Annotated in this window: 19 protein-coding genes and 1 riboswitch; of the genes, 7 read left to right on the top strand and 12 right to left on the bottom strand. The window is 41.4% G+C overall.

Annotated features, from left to right (window positions below; all coding sequences use genetic code 11):
- Positions 1–18: 18 nt before the first annotated feature.
- The 8 genes from mntP to pabB all read right to left on the bottom strand — a co-directional run bounded on the left by mntP (position 19) and on the right by pabB (position 8,363).
- A complete protein-coding gene (gene mntP / locus LDO73_RS10000) occupies positions 19–600 on the bottom strand; it encodes a manganese efflux pump MntP (protein ID WP_224061167.1) in 582 nt (193 codons plus the stop codon).
- 6 nt (positions 601–606) lie between these two features.
- A riboswitch (yybP-ykoY riboswitch) is annotated at positions 607–790 on the bottom strand.
- 153 nt (positions 791–943) lie between these two features.
- Positions 944–1,402, bottom strand: a complete 459-nt coding sequence (locus LDO73_RS09995) for a DUF986 family protein (protein ID WP_224057751.1) — start codon at positions 1,400–1,402, stop codon at positions 944–946.
- A gap of 89 nt (positions 1,403–1,491) precedes the next feature.
- Positions 1,492–2,343, bottom strand: coding sequence for a PTS mannose transporter subunit IID (locus LDO73_RS09990; protein ID WP_224057750.1), 852 nt, complete (start codon positions 2,341–2,343; stop codon positions 1,492–1,494).
- A 13-nt stretch (positions 2,344–2,356) separates the two neighbouring features.
- The gene (locus LDO73_RS09985) at positions 2,357–3,154 is read right to left on the bottom strand and encodes a PTS mannose/fructose/sorbose transporter subunit IIC (RefSeq protein ID WP_224057749.1); all 798 of its coding nucleotides are present in this window, start codon (positions 3,152–3,154) and stop codon (positions 2,357–2,359) included.
- A 77-nt stretch (positions 3,155–3,231) separates the two neighbouring features.
- Complete coding sequence (manX, locus tag LDO73_RS09980) at positions 3,232–4,197, bottom strand: PTS mannose transporter subunit IIAB (protein WP_224057748.1); 966 nt, start codon at positions 4,195–4,197, stop codon at positions 3,232–3,234.
- A gap of 673 nt (positions 4,198–4,870) precedes the next feature.
- On the bottom strand, positions 4,871–6,235 hold the full coding sequence (locus LDO73_RS09975; protein WP_224057747.1) for an L-serine ammonia-lyase: 1,365 nt from the start codon (positions 6,233–6,235) through the stop codon (positions 4,871–4,873).
- Positions 6,236–6,439: 204 nt separating this feature from the next.
- The gene (locus LDO73_RS09970) at positions 6,440–7,000 is read right to left on the bottom strand and encodes a CoA pyrophosphatase (RefSeq protein ID WP_224057746.1); all 561 of its coding nucleotides are present in this window, start codon (positions 6,998–7,000) and stop codon (positions 6,440–6,442) included.
- The gene (gene pabB / locus LDO73_RS09965; RefSeq protein ID WP_224057745.1) at positions 6,993–8,363 is read right to left on the bottom strand and encodes an aminodeoxychorismate synthase component 1; all 1,371 of its coding nucleotides are present in this window, start codon (positions 8,361–8,363) and stop codon (positions 6,993–6,995) included. Before pabB ends, LDO73_RS09970 begins: the two co-directional genes overlap by 8 nt.
- A 138-nt stretch (positions 8,364–8,501) precedes the next feature.
- Here pabB and LDO73_RS09960 point away from each other — a divergent pair, with 138 nt between their 5' ends.
- The gene (locus tag LDO73_RS09960; RefSeq protein ID WP_036954826.1) at positions 8,502–8,681 is read left to right on the top strand and encodes a YoaH family protein; all 180 of its coding nucleotides are present in this window, start codon (positions 8,502–8,504) and stop codon (positions 8,679–8,681) included.
- A 202-nt stretch (positions 8,682–8,883) separates the two neighbouring features.
- Positions 8,884–9,249: a protein YebF gene (gene yebF, locus LDO73_RS09955; protein WP_224057744.1), complete on the top strand. Its 366-nt coding sequence runs from the start codon at positions 8,884–8,886 to the stop codon at positions 9,247–9,249.
- Positions 9,250–9,316: 67 nt separating this feature from the next.
- Here yebF and LDO73_RS09950 read toward each other — a convergent pair whose 3' ends face one another.
- On the bottom strand, positions 9,317–9,547 hold the full coding sequence (locus LDO73_RS09950; RefSeq protein WP_224057743.1) for a DNA polymerase III subunit theta: 231 nt from the start codon (positions 9,545–9,547) through the stop codon (positions 9,317–9,319).
- Positions 9,548–9,838: 291 nt separating this feature from the next.
- Between LDO73_RS09950 and ftnA the strand changes: the two genes are divergently transcribed.
- The 4 genes from ftnA to LDO73_RS09930 all read left to right on the top strand — a co-directional run bounded on the left by ftnA (position 9,839) and on the right by LDO73_RS09930 (position 12,236).
- Complete coding sequence (gene ftnA, locus LDO73_RS09945) at positions 9,839–10,342, top strand: non-heme ferritin (RefSeq protein WP_224057742.1); 504 nt, start codon at positions 9,839–9,841, stop codon at positions 10,340–10,342.
- A 217-nt stretch (positions 10,343–10,559) separates the two neighbouring features.
- On the top strand, positions 10,560–10,946 hold the full coding sequence (gene copC, locus LDO73_RS09940; protein ID WP_036954840.1) for a copper homeostasis periplasmic binding protein CopC: 387 nt from the start codon (positions 10,560–10,562) through the stop codon (positions 10,944–10,946).
- Position 10,947: 1 nt separating this feature from the next.
- On the top strand, positions 10,948–11,844 hold the full coding sequence (gene copD / locus LDO73_RS09935; RefSeq protein ID WP_224057741.1) for a copper homeostasis membrane protein CopD: 897 nt from the start codon (positions 10,948–10,950) through the stop codon (positions 11,842–11,844).
- A 44-nt stretch (positions 11,845–11,888) separates the two neighbouring features.
- The gene (locus LDO73_RS09930) at positions 11,889–12,236 is read left to right on the top strand and encodes a DUF2511 domain-containing protein (protein WP_224057740.1); all 348 of its coding nucleotides are present in this window, start codon (positions 11,889–11,891) and stop codon (positions 12,234–12,236) included.
- 334 nt (positions 12,237–12,570) lie between these two features.
- Here the strand turns inward: LDO73_RS09930 and LDO73_RS09925 are convergent, their stop codons facing one another.
- From LDO73_RS09925 to yebS, 3 genes are all read right to left on the bottom strand, one after another.
- Entirely contained in the window at positions 12,571–12,804 is a 234-nt protein-coding gene (locus tag LDO73_RS09925) for a DUF1480 family protein (RefSeq protein WP_036954855.1), read from the bottom strand.
- 150 nt (positions 12,805–12,954) lie between these two features.
- Positions 12,955–15,294 (bottom strand): MlaD family protein, encoded by a 2,340-nt coding sequence (locus tag LDO73_RS09920; protein WP_224057739.1) that lies wholly within the window; start codon positions 15,292–15,294, stop codon positions 12,955–12,957.
- On the bottom strand, positions 15,269–16,495 hold the full coding sequence (gene yebS, locus LDO73_RS09915) for a membrane integrity lipid transport subunit YebS (protein WP_224057738.1): 1,227 nt from the start codon (positions 16,493–16,495) through the stop codon (positions 15,269–15,271). Before yebS ends, LDO73_RS09920 begins: the two co-directional genes overlap by 26 nt.
- A gap of 131 nt (positions 16,496–16,626) precedes the next feature.
- Between yebS and LDO73_RS09910 the strand changes: the two genes are divergently transcribed.
- The gene (locus tag LDO73_RS09910) at positions 16,627–17,109 is read left to right on the top strand and encodes a GAF domain-containing protein (RefSeq protein ID WP_224057737.1); all 483 of its coding nucleotides are present in this window, start codon (positions 16,627–16,629) and stop codon (positions 17,107–17,109) included.
- Positions 17,110–17,186: the final 77 nt, after the last annotated feature.

Raw genomic sequence — 17,186 nt, 5'->3', positions numbered from 1 at the left:
TCAGGGGGAACGAGAAGATTACGGTGCGTACATAAATAATTCGAGATGCTCAAAGAGAATATTAAATCCAATTGCAATAAGTACCAGCCCGCCTAAAATCTCTGCTTTTTTTCCTAATAATGGGCCTACGTAACGGCCAATCATCATGCCAATTGTCGCCATTATCATTGTGGTTAAGCCAATAGTCATGGCTGTGTGGACGATATCCACTTGTAGGAAAGCCAGGCCTAAACCAATTGCCATAGCGTCAAGGCTGGTGGCAATGGCAGATAATACTAAATTTCCTACACTGTGACTTGATGGTTTGGCACAGCAATCTTCTTCTTTGGTAGTCAGACTTTGCCAGATCATACGTCCGCCAAGAATGAACAGCAGGGCAAACGCAATCCAGTGATCCCAACGGATAACATACTGACTGGCCAAAATACCAATACCCCAGCCAATAATTGGCGTGATCGCTTCAATAAAACCAAAGATAAAACCTGTACGGAGAATTTCACGAAAACGGGGTTTATGGAGTACTGCGCCTTTACAAATGGCGACAGCGAAAGCATCCATAGAGAGTGCGAAGGCGAGGATGAGAGTTGCGTAAAAGCTCATAACAATAATCTCGGTTGGGTGTTTCCATATACACATAAATTACCCCCAACCAAAAGGCGTATTTATGTGTCTATGGTCTTGCCAACCAATAAATGGCATCCGCACCACGTTTAAAAACAAACGAGTATGTTGACACGGATTTTCTGGAAAAAATATATTCCAGAACAGGCTACTCCCCAATGACGTGGGACGAAAGATATCATAGATTTTAATAAAGGCAAAATATTAATTATTAATAAAGATATCACCTCAAATGATAATAATTTTCATTTTCGATATTGGCAAAGTTAAGGTTAATTAAACATTTAATTAACCTTAACTTTTATACCAATATATAAAGTAGTTATTTATGATTAATGAAAAAATCATAAATCTTTTGTAAATCATCAAGATGATTAACTTGGATATGGATTTTCTTTTGTTCTAATCCAATCATTAAAATACCATCTTCAGATAAATTCATTGTTTTAATTCGCTCATATAAAATAAAAGCATTGGCGAAATAAAAGCCGGTTTGTTTAAAAAATACTTTTGGTCGACGAATAAAAGCTAAATAAATAGCCATAAAAATAGTAATCATTAATAAATAAGTGGTTAATAAATTACCATGTCGAACAATATTTGTATAAATGACTATACAAATGAGAACAATGAAAATGATGGCATCTACTCGATGTTTACGTTTTAAGTTAACTTTTAATAGAGTTTTGCCTTTCAGTGTTCCTTGAATAAATTCATCATAGATTGCGTATATAAGCATGATCAAAATGATAATGGCTAAAACGACATCATTTAAGGTCATTTGAGTACCCATGACTAAGTGGACGAGTTACTAAGCTTAAAAGTAAAAAAGGGAGGCTGCAACCTCCCTTTTTTGATATTTAATAGGAATTATGGTGCTAAGAAATTCAACCAAGCACCAAGAATACCTAAGCCGAAGAAGCCGATAATGATCCATAAAGCATTCACTTTACGGCGTAACAGCCACATACAGCCAAAGGTCAGTAGTAGAGGAACGATGCCTGGCATTAACTGGTCGAGGATCATCTGAACGGTAGTGATGTCTTCCACACCCGTAGTTTGGTTTTTGATCCGCGAAACTTCGAGTGGGATGTTGACGTGAGTCCATTTATTGACCAACGCCCCCATAACAAACAGACCAAGAATGGAAGCCCCTTCAGTCAGTTTTTGCAGGAATCCACCGCCAATATCTTGAACAATATCAATCCCTTTTTTATAGCCGTAGGAAACACCATAGTAAAGTGTTAACAAGCGGACTAAGTTAAAAAGAACGAAAAATAGCAGTGGACCCAGTAAGCTACCCGTCATTGCAATACCCGCACCTAGTGCAGCAAAAACAGGACGTACGGTACCCCAGAAAATTGGGTCACCCACACCAGCTAATGGACCCATTAGCCCGACTTTAATACCGTTAATTGCACCGTCATCAATATCGGCACCATTGGCACGTTCCTCTTCCATTGCCATCGTGACACCAAGAATTGGTGCAGCAACGTAAGGATGAGTATTAAAGAACTCTAGGTGACGTTTGATGGCTTGCTTGCGATCATCATTGTTGTCTGGATATAGACGACGAATAACAGGAACCATTGAGTAACAGAAGCCTAGGGCTTGCATACGTTCAAAGTTCCATGAGCCTTGTAATAGGTTAGAGCGAAGAAACACGCCGCGAATATCGCTTTGAGTTAATCGCTTCTCGGTTGGTTTTGTCATATCGACCATTATTGCATTCCTCCTAGTCCAGCTCGTTGTCGAGGTTGTTATTGCTGTTTTGTACTACAACAGTTTGTGATTTGTTGTATTTAGGGCTGAGTTGGATATAGAGGATAGCCATCACAGTACCAATCACACCAAGAGCAACAAGGTTAAAGTCAGTGAACGCAGCAGTGACGAAACCTAAATAGAAGAAAGGCATTAGGTAGCCAGCACGCATCATATTAATAACCATTGCATAACCAACTACAACAATCATTCCGCCAGCGATATTCAGACCATCAGTAACAACTTGAGGGATGGAATCCAGCATTTGTTGTACTTCGGATGTACCGACTGAGACTGCCACAATGAGTGCTGGAATAGCGATACGCATTGCTTGAAGTAATAATGCAGAAATATGGATAAAACCAATAGCGGATAAGTTACCATTGAGTGCGGCACGGTCTGCAGCATGTTGGAATGCAACAGTAACAGTACGTACAATAATGGTAAGGACTTGACCTGCAGCCGCTAGTGGGATTGCGATTGCAATACCAGCACCAATACTTTGACCACCTGCAATAACCAGAATGGTTGAAATAATGGAGGCCAATGCAGCATCAGGGGCAACTGCCGCACCGATGTTCATCCAACCTAACGCGATCATTTCCAGCGTACCACCGATAATAATACCGGTTTTCATATCACCCAGAACAATACCAATAAGCGTACAGGCAATGAGAGGGCGGTGGAACTGGAATTCATCGAGGATCGATCCCATACCGGCGATACAAGCCACAACGAAGACCATTACTATTTGAACAACGGTAAGTTCCATTGTTTAATCTCCTGTAACCAACAAGTTTCTAAGACTGTTTTTGAGTAACGGTTCAATAAGAACTAATTTCTAAAACATTATTTTTTGAGTTTATTAATTAAATCCATCATGTGGACTTTACTGTCTGAAGCGACTTTACGAACTTCTAACTCAATATTTTTGTCATTCAGATAATTGAATGCATCGATATCTTTTTGGTTAATTGATACGGCATTGGTGACCATGGTTTTACCTTCGGTATAGGCCATTCCACCAATATTGACCGAGTCAATCTCAACGCCTTGCTCAACAATGCGTTGTACATCTGTTGGGTTAGTGAATAACAGCATCACGCGCTCGCCAGAATATTTCGGGTTGTTGTAAACACGGACACATTTGTCTACGTCAACAACGTGGGCGGTAACACCTGGAGGAGCAACTTGCTTCAGTAAGGTAGAGCGAACGGTGTCTTTGGACACTTCATCGCTGACAACGATAATGCGTTTAACGCGCATCTCTTTTGTCCAGCGAGTCGCCACTTGACCATGGATCAATCGGTCATCAACACGCGCCAAAGCAATAATCATGTGTTCACCCGGGCCTGCAATAACAGGTTGTGGAGCAGGTGCACTGACCGCTGCGGGCGCAGGAGTTTCTGCAACAACTTCTTTATATTTGAATGGACGAATGCCACCGCGACCTGTTTCGAGTGCGACAGTGATCAGCTCATCCATGGATGGGTTGTCATCGCGGCACATAAAGGTCTCAACGAGCATTGGGACATTTACGCCTGTAATGATTTCGTAATTGTCATACTCATTGGCAATGCGTGTAGCAGCATTAAATGGACTACCTCCCCACGTATCAACAAGAAATAGCACACCAGCTGAGGTATCTAGAGTGGTCAGCTTTTGTGTGTATTTTTCAAATAGGGTGTCAGCATTTTCCCCAGGGACAAAGTCAATAAACGAGACGTTTTCTTGCTCGCCTATTAACATCTCGGTGGTTCGGAGTAGCTGTTCGGCAGCAACTCCGTGGGTACCAATCATAATAGCTATACTCACTATTTTTCCCTCTTAACAGATAAATCGAAACATCATCGACGATAGAATAGAAGCTAGAAACTGGACTTCTTCTCTATGTGTTTCCCCTGCACCTTAAATAGTAGCTGAATAAATTCAAACTAAGTGGCTAGCTAATAATTAGTTAAGTGCAATTATTAGCTGAATGGTCAGCCTGATCATATCACTAGGATTAATCTAAAAAACTTGTTTCGCGTCAGAAAAATAAAAACAGATCCAAATATTACTGATAAATAAACCTATAACTCTAAATTAATTGATTTGAATAGCATGTAATTTTATTTAATTGGCTTGTTTTGGATTGATACTCTGTTATCGGTAACAATAAATGGGTTTATTTGATAAGAAATTTGTCAGGAAGAGCAAAAAGTGAGCAAAAACAGGCGTGGGCAATAGAATTTAAAGGAATAACAGAATAAAAATAACAATTCAAAAATAGAAAGCAGGGTGAGAAAATTGAAGAAATAAAACGATCATAGACGATAAAAATCGAAAGCTGAAACGAGAAAAGCAAAAAGAGGGAAAGTGTTGTTTGATGGGAGCATTGACGCTCAATAGACTTAATTAAAAAAATTAAATAAGCGTAGAAAGAGTGAGGATAAAACGCCCCCTTCACCACGTAAATGTGTAATGAAGAGGGAAGTTATATTACTGATTAATCACACTGGACTTTGATAGCTAAGCCACCACGAGATGTTTCGCGGTATTTGGCATTCATATCTTTACCAGTTTCGTACATGGTTTCGATAACTTTATCTAGAGAAACGCGAGGCTCGCTGGTTCTGCGTAAAGCCATGCGTGCGGCATTGATAGCTTTAACCGAGGCGATTGCGTTACGTTCAATACAAGGTACTTGAACTTGTCCCGCAACAGGATCGCAGGTTAGACCTAAGTTGTGCTCCATACCAATTTCAGCTGCAATGCAGACTTGCTCAGGGCTTGCACCAAACAACTCAGCTAAACCTGCCGCCGCCATTGAGCAGGCAACACCGACTTCGCCTTGGCAACCCACTTCTGCGCCAGAAATAGACGCATTCATTTTGTACAGAATGCCAACGGCTCCAGACGCTAAGAAATAGCGTAAGTAAAGTTCTGGGGTAACGGGTTCAACGCAATGGTTGTAATACGCCAAAACAGCCGGAACGATGCCACAGGCACCGTTGGTTGGTGCAGTAACAACACGACCACCCGCTGCGTTTTCTTCGTTAACGGCCAATGCATACATGTTGATTAAATCAATCACGTTCATCGGGTCATTAGACAGTTTACTCGCAGAGGTAACTAAGCGGTTCAATGCTGGCGCACGACGAGGAACGCGTAATGGACCTGGAAGAACACCCTCAGTGTTAAGACCGCGTTCAATACAGGCTTGCATGGTTTTCCATACATCTGCAAAGTAAGCGTCAATCTCTTCGCTAGGGTGTAAATCCAGCTCGTTTTTCATCATCAGGCTAGAAATGGATAAGCCTGATTCTTTACATTTTAAGAGTAACTCACCCGCTGAATTAAACGGATAAGAGACAGGTTTGCTGTCTGAAGATGTTTGACCAAAATGTTCTTCATCAACAATGAAACCACCGCCGATAGAATAATAAGTTTTAGTGTAAATTTCCTTGTCGCCAGCGAAGGCGTGGATAGTCATACCATTTTCATGTAACGGTAAGTTATCTTGACGGAAATTCATGCCACCCTCACGAGGGAAATCAACAGTATGAGCGCCATTAGCTAATAGCAGCTTTTCTGTTTCTTCCACATTCTTGATAAAGGATGGGATTGATTCAATGTCAACGGTAGCAGGGAGGTTACCTGCTAAACCCATAATAATGGCGATATCGGTATGGTGACCTTTACCTGTTAGGGATAAAGAGCCATAAACGTCTACTGCGACACGGGTGACGGATGGTAATAATTGCTTATTGACCAAATCATCGACAAATTCTTTCCCAGCTTTCATCGGACCGACGGTATGAGAGCTTGAAGGGCCAATGCCCACTTTAAACATGTCGAAAACGCTTATCACGCAGGACTCCTTAAACAAAAGATGAAGATATAGTGATTTATTTTAAAGGGCGCTACTTTACTGTTATTTCGTAGTGTTAACCAGTAAGTTTAAAGTATTTTTTGAAATAAGGTAGTTACATAAGGTGGATTGGTTATAAATAGCACTAATTGTATTTTGGATAGTGGAAAAATGATTGAATAAAAGGATTATTGACTGTGAGGACTAATCCAGTTGTAGGGCGAGTTGATGCAGGATGGAGGCAGTGAGGCCCCACACTAAGTAATTGTTATACCAGTAGAAAAAGACTCGTTTTTCGCGACCAGAGCGATTGATATCCACATATTTATGTTTTTGCAAGGATAACGCATCAAACAGGGGTATTTCAAAAATAGAGGAAACTTCGCTTGGATTCGCCTGATAGCGAATATTATCGGGCACAAGGCCCACAATAGGGGTGACTTGATAACCGCCAATACTGGAGATAGGTGCAAGTTGCCCTAAGACCTGAACTTTCTCTGGTGGAATGGCAACTTCTTCGTAAGCTTCTCGCAATGCGGTCGCAATTAAGTTTGTATCTTCAGGATCGCGAGAGCCGCCCGGGAATGCCACTTGACCGGCATGAGAACGTAATAGCGGTGACCGTTGCGTGAGCAATAATGTCGGATTGGATTTATTGATAATTGGCAATAGCACGGCCGCCGCTTTACCCGCCGATGTGGCGGGTTGACGAGAAAGCGGGAGTGTAAATTGAAAACGGTTAATAAAGCTATTCAGCTCAGTCATCGCTATCGAGTTTTCCTAGTTTTGGCAAAATCAGGCGTAATTTGTCAAAGGTCTCTTGGTACTCTTTATCGGCTTGGCTATCGGCAACAATACCACCGCCTGCCCAGCAATAAATCTGTTTTTTGTCAGTTATCAGGGTGCGGATTGTGATGTTCGTATCCATATTGCCACAGAAACTAATATAGCCGATTGCGCCACAATATCCATGTCGACGATTGGGTTCTAATTCTTCAATAATCTGCATTGCACGAATTTTAGGTGCGCCCGTAATGGAACCGCCAGGGAAACAGGCACGCAGTAAGTCGGTAGCTTGGTATTGGTTGTCTAATGTGGCGGTGATGGTGCTAACAAGGTGATGAACCGCAGGAAAAGGCTCCACTTTGAAAAGCTCAGGAACGCGTACGGTGCCCGGTTTAGCAACGCGTCCAATATCATTGCGCAGTAAATCCACAATCATCAAGTTTTCAGCACGATCTTTGGGTGAATTGGCTAATTTTTCTGCTTGAAGTTGATCTTCCTCTGGTGAGTCTAAGCGAGGGAGCGTGCCTTTGATTGGGCGAGTTTGAATTTCACCGTTCTCTAATAAAATAAAGCGTTCAGGAGAAACACTGATAACCGCGTTATCCGGTAAGCGAATAAACGAGGAGAATGGGGCGCGATTACTTTCATTCAATGTTAAAAATGCATCCCATTCATTACCTTTATATTTGGCTTTAAAGCGTTGTGCAAGGTTGATTTGGTAGCAATCCCCCTCACGTAGATATTGATGAATACGGGCAATGTTTTCATGGTATTGCGCTTCGGTCATGTTGGCGTGCCATGGGGACGTCAATGAGAAAGCACTTTTACGAGATTTTTTTTGTGCCTGTAACCAAGTGAGTCGCTGTTCGGCATCTTGGTGACTGAATAAAGTCACGCGCTGTTCATGATGGTCAACAATAAGAGCCCATAAATAGATGCCTACCGCCATATCTGGAAATTGTAGCTCAGAAGTGGCAAGTTCGGGTAGCTTTTCGATACGGCGACCTAAGTCATAGCTCCAAATTCCCATTGCTCCACCTTGGAATGGCAGTGCTTCATCAGAAAATTCGCTAACTTGGTATTGATCTATGTATTGCTGTAAAAGGGCGAAAGGGTCATTTTCTGACAATTGAGCAGGCTGATTTTGCGTTTGAATTTCAGTTTGCAAACCGCGAGTTAATAGGGTTACCGCAGGGTCGGCAACAATCATATCGTAACGGTTATGTGAATGTTCAGCTTGACCAGAATGAAGCAGCATAGCCCATGGTTGGTGCGATAAAGGTGCAAAATAATCTAATGCCGCATTGGGGCTGTATGGGAGTTGTATTTTATTAATAGCCATATCAATCAATTAAAGTCAGGTTCCACAAATGAATAATGCCAGATTACCATATAATCTTACCTTATTAAGGCAAGAGCTGTTAAAATTTGCTGAAAATCTTAACGTATTAAATAAGTCTGCAATTTAAAGAGGTTGATTATGTTTTCAGGTATGCCAGCACTTTCCCACGCAGAGCAACAAGAAGCGGTTGAACGCATTCACCAACTGATGGCAGAAGGCATGAGCAGCGGAGAAGCTATTGCGCTGGTTGCTCAAGAAATTAGGGAAAACCATCAAGGTAAAGAGCAAATTGTTGCTCGATTTGATGACGAAAATTAATAATTAATAAACATCCTATTAACATTTAAATGTATTTCTGATAAATTCATATCAGTTAAGTCATTTTGCTCATAGGTTTTATTTTTACAACTACACTAAATAGACAACGGTAACCTATGCGTGCGTTGTTAATGGTGCTGCAGTTTTGGTGAGTAAAATGGATCTCAATTTCATCTACATTTCGTAGATGCCGGAGGATGGTATGAATGTTAATAAAAAAATGGCAGTGGTTTTAGGCAGTTGTGCGCTTGTATTAAGTTCGTTTGCATTCAGTGCTAACAAGGAAGAAGGTAAAGCAGCTGCATTTGTGAGTTGTGGTAATCTTACTGAGCCACAAATTGCGGCACAGGTTAAAAATGATTTTATGAATAACCGGTTACCACGTTGGGCTGATGAAAAAGCGGCCGTGGGTAAAAAAGCGGTTGCATGGATCAACGACAGTGAAGTAACGAAGACTGAAGATGGCTACTCGCTGCCTTTAGTGGTTAGAGGGTCGAAATCCGATCTGCATTACCGTGTTGCAGTGAATTGTAAAAACAATACCATCACCTATAACACCAGCAAATAATCTGCGGGTTTATAGAATGAAAAAGGAGAGTATATAACTCTCCTTTTTTGTATCTAAAATTCTATTCTTAGCGATTTCTTGGCTCGTAGGGCATACGAGCAAAATTCATCGATAACTGACGATAGTAGACCAGCCTTTCACGAAAATAATCCCGCAAATGTTCAGGCTGCTCACGTTCGACGGCCTCAGGAATAATGGGGATATTATAACGTTCCTTGAAAGCAACACCGGAAGCCAGCAGGTCAACGTTAATTTTGTCCATCTCTTCTTTTGGGAGGGTGGCAAGATTACGGCTCATTTTAAATCCTAACGGTTAACAACATCAGCATGAATTGTAGCAATTGAAGTTCAGAAAATCTTGATGAAATAGTGAGATGGTTAGCGAATAAAATTAAATTTAAACATGATAATAGTAAGCAATTAGGATTATTATGAGAAATAAAAGCTAATGCGATTGATTCGTGTTATTTTTACAAAAAACCATTGTTAATCAATAAATTAATTTTTATGGGAAGAATGTTTTCTGAATGCATTTATTATGTTACTGTGGGATATAACTTCATAAAATCATCATCATTAAGGTAAAGATATGTTAAAAGCTGACATGATTGAAGCGTTAAATAAACAACTGAATCTTGAGTTTTTCTCCGCTAATCTGTATTTGCAAATGAGCGCTTGGTGTAGTGATAAAGGTTTTGAAGGTGCAGCGGCATTTTTGAAAGCACACTCACAAGAAGAAATGGAGCATATGCAGCGTTTATTTAATTACCTTAGCGATACTGGCGCATTACCACGCTTAGGCGCGATTGCTGCACCACCAGAAAATTTTGACTCTATCGCTGATGTGTTCAATAAAACGTACGAACATGAACAATTAATTACTTCAGAAATCAATAAACTCGCACATTTAGCAATGACAACCCATGATTACTCAACATTCAACTTCTTGCAATGGTATGTTGCAGAGCAGCATGAAGAAGAGAAACTGTTCAAATCTGTACTGGATAAATTGGGCATGGTGGGTGAGTCTGGTAAATCATTATTCCTGCTGGATAAAGATCTGAAAGGTTTAGCGGCAGCTGCACACGTTTAATCATTCTTTTTAATAACTCGATTTTCGTGTTGTTTATCAAGCGCCAATTCAGAGATGAATGGCGCTTGTTTTATTTTTGCGAGTGAGTTTTATTCGCATTTTGTGCCAAGCCTCACAAGCTGAATGATAAAATCTGATTTTATCGCTGCGTATCGTATTATTTTCCGTATAATGATTGGCTATATATCTAAATTCACCTGCAAATTAAGAGGTTACTATGCCAATCAACCAAATAAAATCTTCTTGGCGTAAATTAAGCGCGGTCGCTGTACTGTTCTTAGGTATGTCATTTCAACAAGCTTTTGCTCATGCGCATCTTAAAGATCAATTACCTGCGGAGGGTGCTGCATTAGAGCAGGCACCAGAAGCTATCACGTTAAACTTTTCTGAAGGGATTGAAGTTAACTTCACTAAAGTGAATGTAACGGATGAGAACAAGCAAATTATCAAAACGGGTAAAGCCGCGTTAGATCCTAGCAACAACACCAAAGTCATTATTCCTGTTGAAAGCAAATTAGCAGCAGGTAAGTACGATGTTCAATGGAGCGTTGTCTCTGTTGATGGACACAAAACCAAAGGGAACTATAGCTTCACTGTGAAATAATATGTCACTGGAAGCATTTTATACCTTAACGCGATTTGTTCATTTTATCGCCGCAATGTTGATGTGTGGAATGTCAATGTTTGCGGTGATAGTCTCCCATGGGCAATTTCGCGTACTACTCCAAGATGCACTGAAAAAAAGCATTATCTTTAGCGCAGTTATCACGATTATCACCACATTTTGCTGGATGATTGCACAATCTGGTTTGATGGGCGATGGTTGGGAAGATGCGTTGAATATGGATATTTGGAAAGGCGTGCTTGGCACTACTTTTGGCCAAATTTGGCGTTGGGAAATCCTCAGTGCTGTCGGTTTGCTTGCCGTTCTATTTATACGCCCGATCACCCTAAAACTTTACCTCATTCTTGTTTTCTCCGTCATTATTTTGGGGCTGCATGCATTTATTGGGCATGCAGCGATGCATGAAGGGTGGCTGGGAGTTGCTCATCAAACCAATCAGTTCATTCATCTAATTAGTTGCGCGTATTGGTTTGGGGGCTTGTGGCCTTTCCTTATTTGCATTCAATTCTTACGCAGTAAAGATAAATTAAAAGCAGGGCTAGAGACGCAAGTTGTCGTATCAATGAAGCGTTACTCGCAGCTAGGGCATATTGCCGTGATTTGTGTACTGATAACGGGAATTATTAATAGCCTGATTTTATTGCCAGGCTGGCCATTCCTCGCAACACTATCTGAATACCAATCTTGGTTATGGCTAAAAATTGCGTTGGTTGGGTTGATGGTACTATTAGCATTAACTAATCGTTATTGGGTGGTACCACGTCTTCAACAGCAAGGAAGGATCAATTATTTGATTATAAATAGTTGGGCTGAACTGCTGCTCGGTACTATTGCTATTCTTGCAGTGGCTGTTTTTGCCACTTATCAACCTGTATAATGGCATTTATCTTTGTATAACCCCGTTTGACAAGGTCATTTTAAATGAAATTCAAATTCATAATTTGTGCGTTAGTACTGGGTGGAACATTCAGTACGGCGATGGCTGCACCATTGGCGAGCGTCAGTAAAAAGCAGTTTGGCGGTGATTGGCCGCTAAAGCGTGAAGAAGTGATGTTAGAGTGTCGTGCTAATGGTGCATTGGTAGCTATCAACCCGTCTACGTTAATGCAGCATCCATTGAATGATATTGCAACGGCACAAATGGAAAAGAAAGAGATCCAAGCACAACCGATTGATGTGCTATTAGCCCCTATCGAAACCACTAAATCGGTTGAAGAGCGAGTATTGCCACTGAAGCAAGCGGCAGAGAAACTGTGTGAGAATAAATAAGGTCTGATTAGCCTTTAGCTATAAATATCAAGGAGATGGAATCTGAAAGGTTTTGCTGATTGCTTAGATAGGTTTAACTTATCATGCAAATAGCTCAATCTTAGAAAATTAAGCAATAAATTGTGTTAAAAATATGTAAATTAATTGCTAATTTAAGTGGTAAGAACGTAAGCTGAACGCTAGTATTAGAGAGTACTTTGTTACGTCTCAATGGCAATTTTAGCGCACGGCTCTGCCAGAGCCATTTCCCAAGGCCCGGTAATCGGAATCTACCAGGCCTCTTTTTTTTGTGTTATTTCCCATCTAACTGTTCTATTTAATACCACCATATTCATCAAGCAATTCTCATTAGCCAATGATGATTTTCTTTATCATAACGCTGGCGATAGAGCAGAACCGGTTTTTCATCCAGTGTCGCAGGGATACTCGTATGTTCATCCCAACCATCCAATTGCATACAAAATTCAGAATCGGAATCGCAAGGAATACTTACAGTATCACTACGCTTATCAGCCATGACAGCATCATTGATTTCATAGGAAGATATTTTCAATTTAACTATGCTCATAACGTTTCCTCTTTACTCTTTATTTTTACAATAAAAAATCAGCTCAACGAAATTAAGCATAGTATAAATGGAATTCATTTCCAAAATATATTTTCGGTAATCGAGGATAAAAAAGGCGTCATGCTGGGAAACATGACGCCTTGTTAGGGATTATTTTTTGGGGATAGGGGTTCCCCAGTCTAACCAGTCCGCAGGGGGCTCTAATTTCAGAATGAAATGCTGATCAGGTTTGGCTTTAGGTGCTAATGGTACTGTTGGCGGGGTTGCCAGCGAAATTCCACCACGAACAAATTGCTTGAATGTACCGCTTTTCACCACGCCACCTGTTAAGCCAAAGGCGAGGTTGTAACCGGAAGATAACCAGAACTGGGTATTATCACGGATCAGATATTGGTATTCTTTGCCTATACGTGTTGCAACATAAACGCGATCGGAAAGCTCTCCCAAATAAAGTCCAGTGACGGTTCCTATCTCTAATCCTCTAAACAGAATTGGCGTTCCTACCTGGATAGAACCTGCCTCACTCGCATCAAGGATAATGGTTAGACCATCGAGATAGCGAGAATCTGTAATGTTGGCAGTTTGCAGTTCAAATTGGAAACGGCTCTTATTACTGCGCCCCGGCTCTGCACTGATATACGGTTGGATCAGCGTATCGAGGTTGTTAACCCCCGATGGCGAAAGTTCAGGGGTCACAATGGCGAAACGGCTACCAATTTTGGTGAAGTTTTCCACATATTCAGGATACAGAATCGCTTTCGCTTTCACTTCGCGGTTATCCGCGGACAGTTTCAGCGATTCGATTTGTCCGATGTTAATACCTAAATAACGAATAGGCATGCCTTCGGATAGCTTAGATGCATCAAAGGTCGTCAACGTTACCGCACTACCAATCGCTTTTGCCGCTGTTTCTGATGGGTAAAGTGTATGTTGACGTGAAGTGTCTAATGAGCCAGTTTGAATATTGTCAAAGCTAATCGCACCACTAAACGCACGGCTGAGCGGGGAAGCTTGAACCGTTAAACCGCCAGCATTTAACTGCACTTTGGCACCACCTTCAGCCCAGAAAACGCTTTGTGGCGTCAATAAGTTACGGTATTGACCTGAGATATACACATTCACTGCAAAGCCGTCATTGTTTGGTTTAATCGACACAATGTTACCGACTTCAAATTGGCGATATAGTACCACTGAGCCTTGTTGAATGTCGGGAAGGGTATTGGTGTTTAGCGTAATGGTGGTCGGTGGCGCGGAGCCTAAAATACCCGCTTTGGCATTCTCATCAGTACGATATAACGGGAATGATTCTGGTAATGTATCTTTCCCTTTTCCTGGAATGATATGTAAGCCGCCTTCCAGCCATTCTTGAGGTGTAGCACCTTGGAATTGTAATCCGCTCATCCCTAACTGCACATCGACACGGCTATTGGCGACAAATTTACTGTCTTGTTTAACCAAATGTTTAAATTCATTAAACACGGCAATTTGGAACTGAACATTATCATCCGTTAAGTGACGCTGTAACACTTCGCCGATTTTTATTCCACGATAGATAACAGGTTGCCCCACATTCACCCCAAAGGTATCCATCGCGGTGAGGGTAAGTTGCAAGTCTATATTGCCTTGCTGATCAAGCGGTTTGACATCCTCTTTACTCGGCTGCAATTCATATTGTTGCCCTGTTTGCGCTGGCAGGCTGTTTTCTGGGGAATCAAATGCCACTGCGCCATTGATCACCGCCGAGAGGCTTTCCATTTTGATACTGGCACCAGTATTCAGGTCGAATCCACCTTCTATACCGGAAATATTCCAAAATTGGCTATCTGACCGGACGAGATTAACATAGCGTTTTTTAATAATAACCGCGATGGATACGCCTTTATTTTCAGGTAACAAGGAATAATCAGAAATATAACCGACCGGAACTTTACGGTAATAAACGGGGGAGTTTTCGTTTAATGCACCTAAATCTTTCGCGGTGAGGTAAATGAGTAATTCGCCTTCGTTTAAGTTTCGCTGTGGTGGTGTATCGAGCGCCACAAATTGGGATTTTGGCGAACCAGTGCTTGGCTGCATGCCAATATAGTTCCCTCCTACCAGAGCATCTAAGCCCGACACGCCAGCTAAAGAAGCTTTAGGTGTCACCAGCCAAAAGCGAGTTCCTGAAGTGAGTGCCGAGCGCATATCTTTATTCACGTTGGCGGTAACAATCACACTTTTCATATCGTCACTGATAGAGACGGTTTGTACCATGCCAACATCCACACCTTGGTAGCGAATTGGCGTTCGACCCGCAACAACGCCAGAGGCGGATGAAAATTGAATGGTAATTTGTGTGCCACGTTCCACCCATTGTTGGAATAGTAGCCAGCCTGCGATCATGATCGCGATGATGGGAAGCAGCCAAAAGGGCGAAATTGTTGTCCTTTTACGGCGGATAGCCTCCGAAACTTCATCCGAAGTTTCACTTTGATGGTTTTGATTTTCCATAAGAATCCCAAATTAATCGACTGTCCAACCACTCAACAGCAAGGATAGTTAAAATAACAGCGGTACCAAAATATAAAGCCGCAGGCCCCATAGTAAATGACATCAGCATATCGCGGTTCACTAAGGTCATCATCAAGGCGATGACGAATAAATCTAACATCGACCAGCGCCCAATCCATGAAACGAATTTCAGTAATTTCATCCGTAACACAGGGTCTGTATGGCTTTTAAGTTGAATTGAAAATAATAACAGTATCATGATGATAATCTTCACGAAGGGCACCAAAATACTGGCAATAAAAACGATAATGGCAATCGGCCAGTTTCCAGAGTCAATTAAGGAAACGACACCGGAGTAGATTGTGTCCTCTAAACGTCGCCCATTTAAATAAAACGTCGAAATGGGCAGTAGGTTAGCAGGGATTAGCAACACCATGGCGGCAATCAGTGCGGCCCATGTTTTTTGTAAGCTTAAGGGTTCACGATGGTGAAGTGGGCGGTGGCAGCGCTGACATTTACCTTTCTTATTGGGTTCTCCAGTAAAATGGCAGGCTAGGCAGGTTTCTGCATGAGGAGCCTCTGCATTTTCCTCCAAAGGATAAAGCCGCCGCCACAGTTCATCGAGATTAATGTGGATTAAAATAATAATACTAATCACAGACATAGTGCTAAATGCAATCAACCCATGTCCGACATAAACCGTCGCATAATCTTGCATTTTAATTGCTGCGATACCCAAACCGACAAGATAGACATCCAGCATGACCCATTCTTTGAGATGCTTCATCATCAATAAAATGGGACGCATGTTGATGGCCAGATAGCGCGCTAATACCAAAGATAAAATCGAAATAGGTAAAAGTAGCGGTGCAGCTATCGCACAAAAAGCCACAATACTCGCGGTAAAAGGGTCACCTTGCTCGCTAATTAATCGGACGCCATCAAGCACGTTGGCGTTGATTTGGGTGCCAAATAGATAAATAGAAATCAATGGCTGCCAAAAAGCGATGGGAGCAAGAAGCAATAAAGTGACAGATAATAGAGCAAGACGACGGAGTGACCATGAGCGCCCATCATTTAATTGACTAGAACATCTTGGACAAACAATGACTTGCCGTGGTTGAAAAGGCGGAGTCACTATTTTTTTGTTACAATGGCAACAACGTTGCAAATTCATGGAAGTATGATTAATGTGGGTCATATATATTCATTGTATGAATTAATTTGCTTGTAATCTAGTGTAAAAAAATTTACGTAAAAGTGACAACTTGCTAACCTACGGTCTACGCTTACTAATATTTTTTACTTGTTTACGTATAACTGAAAATAAATATGGATAAAAAGAAGTATTATCTCGAACTTTTAGATAGTTTATCTGCACTTCTCGCTGGAGAGTATGATTTAATTGCCAGTTTGGCAAATAGCAGTGCGTTATTATTTGAACGTTTATCCGGTATCAACTGGGTTGGTTTTTACTTGAGTGATGGAAAGGAACTGGTTCTCGGCCCATTCCAAGGTAAAGTCGCTTGTGTACGGATCCCGTTCAATAAAGGCGTCTGTGGTACCTCATTTTCCGAAGCGCGTGTTCAGCGTGTGGAAGATGTGCATACTTTTTCAGGTCACATCGCATGTGATGCGGCAAGTAACTCGGAAATCGTCTTCCCTCTGAGTGTAAATGGCAAGATAATTGGGGTTTTAGACATCGACAGCCCAAATATTGGCCAATTCGATGAAGAAGATGAAATAGGGCTTCAATACCTTACAGACCAGCTATGCCAGCACTTGGCGATGTGTTCTATACCAAAATATTATTAAATATTGGTATGTAAAATCAATAGGAACGTGGCAATTGTCAGCAACACGATTATAATGTCCGCTTGTTCATGCCCGTG

The sequence above is a fragment of the Providencia alcalifaciens genome (assembly GCF_915403165.1).
Classification (GTDB): Bacteria; Pseudomonadota; Gammaproteobacteria; order Enterobacterales; family Enterobacteriaceae; genus Providencia; species Providencia alcalifaciens_C.
The sequence above is the reverse complement of the archived record's forward strand: the minus strand, read 5'-3'. Positions and strand labels throughout refer to the sequence as shown.

Bases quoted from the DNA above. Each gene is read 5' to 3' on its own strand.
- LDO73_RS09970 (WP_224057746.1), bottom strand. From the start codon at position 7,000: ATGACTGAGCTGAATAGCTTTATTAACCGTTTTCAATTTACACTCCCG.
- LDO73_RS09960 (WP_036954826.1), top strand. From the start codon at position 8,502: ATGTTTTCAGGTATGCCAGCACTTTCCCACGCAGAGCAACAAGAAGCG.
- LDO73_RS09930 (WP_224057740.1), top strand. From the start codon at position 11,889: ATGAAATTCAAATTCATAATTTGTGCGTTAGTACTGGGTGGAACATTC.
- copD (WP_224057741.1), top strand. From the start codon at position 10,948: ATGTCACTGGAAGCATTTTATACCTTAACGCGATTTGTTCATTTTATC.
- LDO73_RS09995 (WP_224057751.1), bottom strand. From the start codon at position 1,402: ATGACCTTAAATGATGTCGTTTTAGCCATTATCATTTTGATCATGCTT.
- LDO73_RS09920 (WP_224057739.1), bottom strand. From the start codon at position 15,294: ATGGAAAATCAAAACCATCAAAGTGAAACTTCGGATGAAGTTTCGGAG.
- pabB (WP_224057745.1), bottom strand. From the start codon at position 8,363: ATGGCTATTAATAAAATACAACTCCCATACAGCCCCAATGCGGCATTA.
- LDO73_RS09925 (WP_036954855.1), bottom strand. From the start codon at position 12,804: ATGAGCATAGTTAAATTGAAAATATCTTCCTATGAAATCAATGATGCT.
- mntP (WP_224061167.1), bottom strand. From the start codon at position 600: ATGAGCTTTTACGCAACTCTCATCCTCGCCTTCGCACTCTCTATGGAT.
- yebF (WP_224057744.1), top strand. From the start codon at position 8,884: ATGAATGTTAATAAAAAAATGGCAGTGGTTTTAGGCAGTTGTGCGCTT.
- LDO73_RS09990 (WP_224057750.1), bottom strand. From the start codon at position 2,343: ATGGTCGATATGACAAAACCAACCGAGAAGCGATTAACTCAAAGCGAT.
- LDO73_RS09950 (WP_224057743.1), bottom strand. From the start codon at position 9,547: ATGAGCCGTAATCTTGCCACCCTCCCAAAAGAAGAGATGGACAAAATT.
- LDO73_RS09910 (WP_224057737.1), top strand. From the start codon at position 16,627: ATGGATAAAAAGAAGTATTATCTCGAACTTTTAGATAGTTTATCTGCA.
- yebS (WP_224057738.1), bottom strand. From the start codon at position 16,495: ATGACCCACATTAATCATACTTCCATGAATTTGCAACGTTGTTGCCAT.
- ftnA (WP_224057742.1), top strand. From the start codon at position 9,839: ATGTTAAAAGCTGACATGATTGAAGCGTTAAATAAACAACTGAATCTT.
- LDO73_RS09985 (WP_224057749.1), bottom strand. From the start codon at position 3,154: ATGGAACTTACCGTTGTTCAAATAGTAATGGTCTTCGTTGTGGCTTGT.
- copC (WP_036954840.1), top strand. From the start codon at position 10,560: ATGCCAATCAACCAAATAAAATCTTCTTGGCGTAAATTAAGCGCGGTC.